At 72.2% G+C, this 2,178-nt stretch carries 1 protein-coding gene; it reads left to right on the forward strand.

The genetic code is table 11. The features are described 5' to 3' along the window. Positions 1 to 2,178: glycosyltransferase (locus ABD255_RS43470; RefSeq protein WP_344222748.1), on the forward strand; the 2,178-nt coding region annotated here is incomplete at both ends.

A 2,178-nucleotide genomic window follows, 5' to 3' on the forward strand; every position in this document is an offset into this window, starting at 1 on the left:
CTGCTCGAGCGCAACGCCAACCGCGCTGTCGAGTTGTTCACGTCGTACCCGGGTCCGGTCTACGTCTCCACGCCCGACCTCCTCGACTACGTCCCCAACGCTGTCTGGTGCCCGGTGGTCGTCGACGTCGGCACCTGGCGCAGCGACGCCCCGGTGCTCGAGCACGAGAGGCCGGTGGTGGCCCACGCGCCCAGCAAGTCGGCCATGAAGGGCTCCGAGCTCATCGACCCCATCATGGAGAGCCTGGCCCAGCGGGGCCTCATCACCTACCGCCGGGTCGAGGGCGTCGACCCCGCGGACATGCCGGCCGTCTACCGCGACGCCGACATCGTCCTCGACCAGTTCCGCGTCGGCAGCTACGGCGTCGCCGCGTGCGAGGCGATGGCGGCGGGCCGGATCGTGGTGGGCCACATCGCCCAGCACGTCCGCGACCGCGTGGCCGCCGACACCGGGCTCGAGCTGCCCATTGTCGGCGCGACGCCCGACACCATCGAGCAGGTCGTGCTCGACCTCATCTCGCACCCCGAGCGGGGCCGCGAGGTCGCCGCGCGCGGGCCGGCCTTCGTCGAGCAGGTGCACGACGGCCGCCGGTCGGCCGAGGCGCTGGCCGCGTTCGTCGAGCAGCCGAGCACGGTGCCGGCTGACTGGAAGCCGTCCTGGATCCGGCCCAAGGTCGTGATGATGGCCGGCAACGACATCGTCGTCGACGCCCGCGTGCTCAAGTACGCCCAGACGGTGGCCAACTGGGACCTCGACGTCACCTGCATCGGCATCCCCGGACGCAAGCTCAAGGGCGCCCGCCAGCTCGGCAAGGTGCAGGTGTTGTGCCCGCCCATCCAGTCGAAGGTGCTGGTGACGGGGTGGCGCAAGCGGCTGGCCAACCTCAAGCCGTGGTTCAGCACCGAGGCCGAGTACACACTGGCCTACGGCCGTTGGCAGTACGCGAGCCGCGAGCTGCGCGCCGACCGCGGCCGCGACCGCCGCGACCACGAACGCACCGCAGCCGGCACCGGCACCGGCACCGGCACCGGGGCCAGCGCATCCGATGTGTCTGTGCGTGCCCGGCGTTCGATTCTCGCCCGGCTGCGGCGGGCGGCGCGCTGGCGGTCGCTGCGGCTGCACCGCGCCATCCTCCACGCCCGCGCGTACCTCGTCCGGCGGGCCAAGCACAAGGTCGTCGACCTCACCGACATGGGCATCGGCAAGCGGCGCGAGCGGCTGCTCGCCCTCCACCGCCACCTGCCGTCGGGCCGCTGGCGGCGGGTGATGCCCGAGCTGGTCGACCAGGAGCTGACGCTGGGCCCGCTGCTCGACCGCCTCCGGATCGAGGTCATCCACGTGCACGACGTGTTCATGCTCGGCATCGCGGCGCGCGCGGCGCACCGGGCGGCTCTGGACGGGCGCACCATCAAGATCATCTACGACGCGCACGAGTACATCCCGGGCGTGCCGGTGGTGGCCCCGCGCCGGGTCGCCGCCTACAGCGACCTCGAGCGCGAGTTCATCCGCGACGCCGACCGCGTCATCACGGTGTCCGAGCCACTGGCCCGCTGGCTGCAGCGCGACCACCAGCTGGCCAGCCTGCCAGACGTCGTCCTCAACGCGCCGGTCGAGCCGCCCGAGGACGCCGAGGTCAAGGGTCTGCGCGAGCAGCTGCGGCTGTCCGAGGACGTCCCGCTGCTGGTGTACGTCGGCGGCGTCAACCGGGCCCGCGGCGTCGGGACGGTCGTCGAGGCGATGCCGCACCTGCCCGACGTCCACCTCGCGATCGTCGCGCGGGTCAACTCCGTCACCGCGGAGTTGCAGGCCCGCGCCGTCGAACTGGGCGTCGGCGACCGCGTGCACCTGGCGCCCTTCGTCGATGCCGAGGTCGTGCCGCTGTACCTGCGCTCGGCCAGCATCGGCCTCAGCCCGCTGCTGCACGCGCCCAACCACGACATCGCGGTGACGAACAAGTTCTGCGAGTACATCGGCGCGGGCCTGCCCATCATCACCAGCGACACCCCGGCGCAGGCCGACCTGGTCAACGAACTCGACCTCGGCGCGGTCTACACCGCGGGCGACGTGGACAGCCTCGTGCAGGCAGTCTGGACGGTGCTCGCCGACCGCGACCGCATCGCCAAGCGAATCGCCGACGACCCCGAACTGCTGCACCGCTTCTCCTGGGCCGCACAAGCC

Source organism: Kribbella sancticallisti (genome assembly GCF_039530625.1).
GTDB lineage: Bacteria > Actinomycetota > Actinomycetes > Propionibacteriales > Kribbellaceae > Kribbella > Kribbella sancticallisti.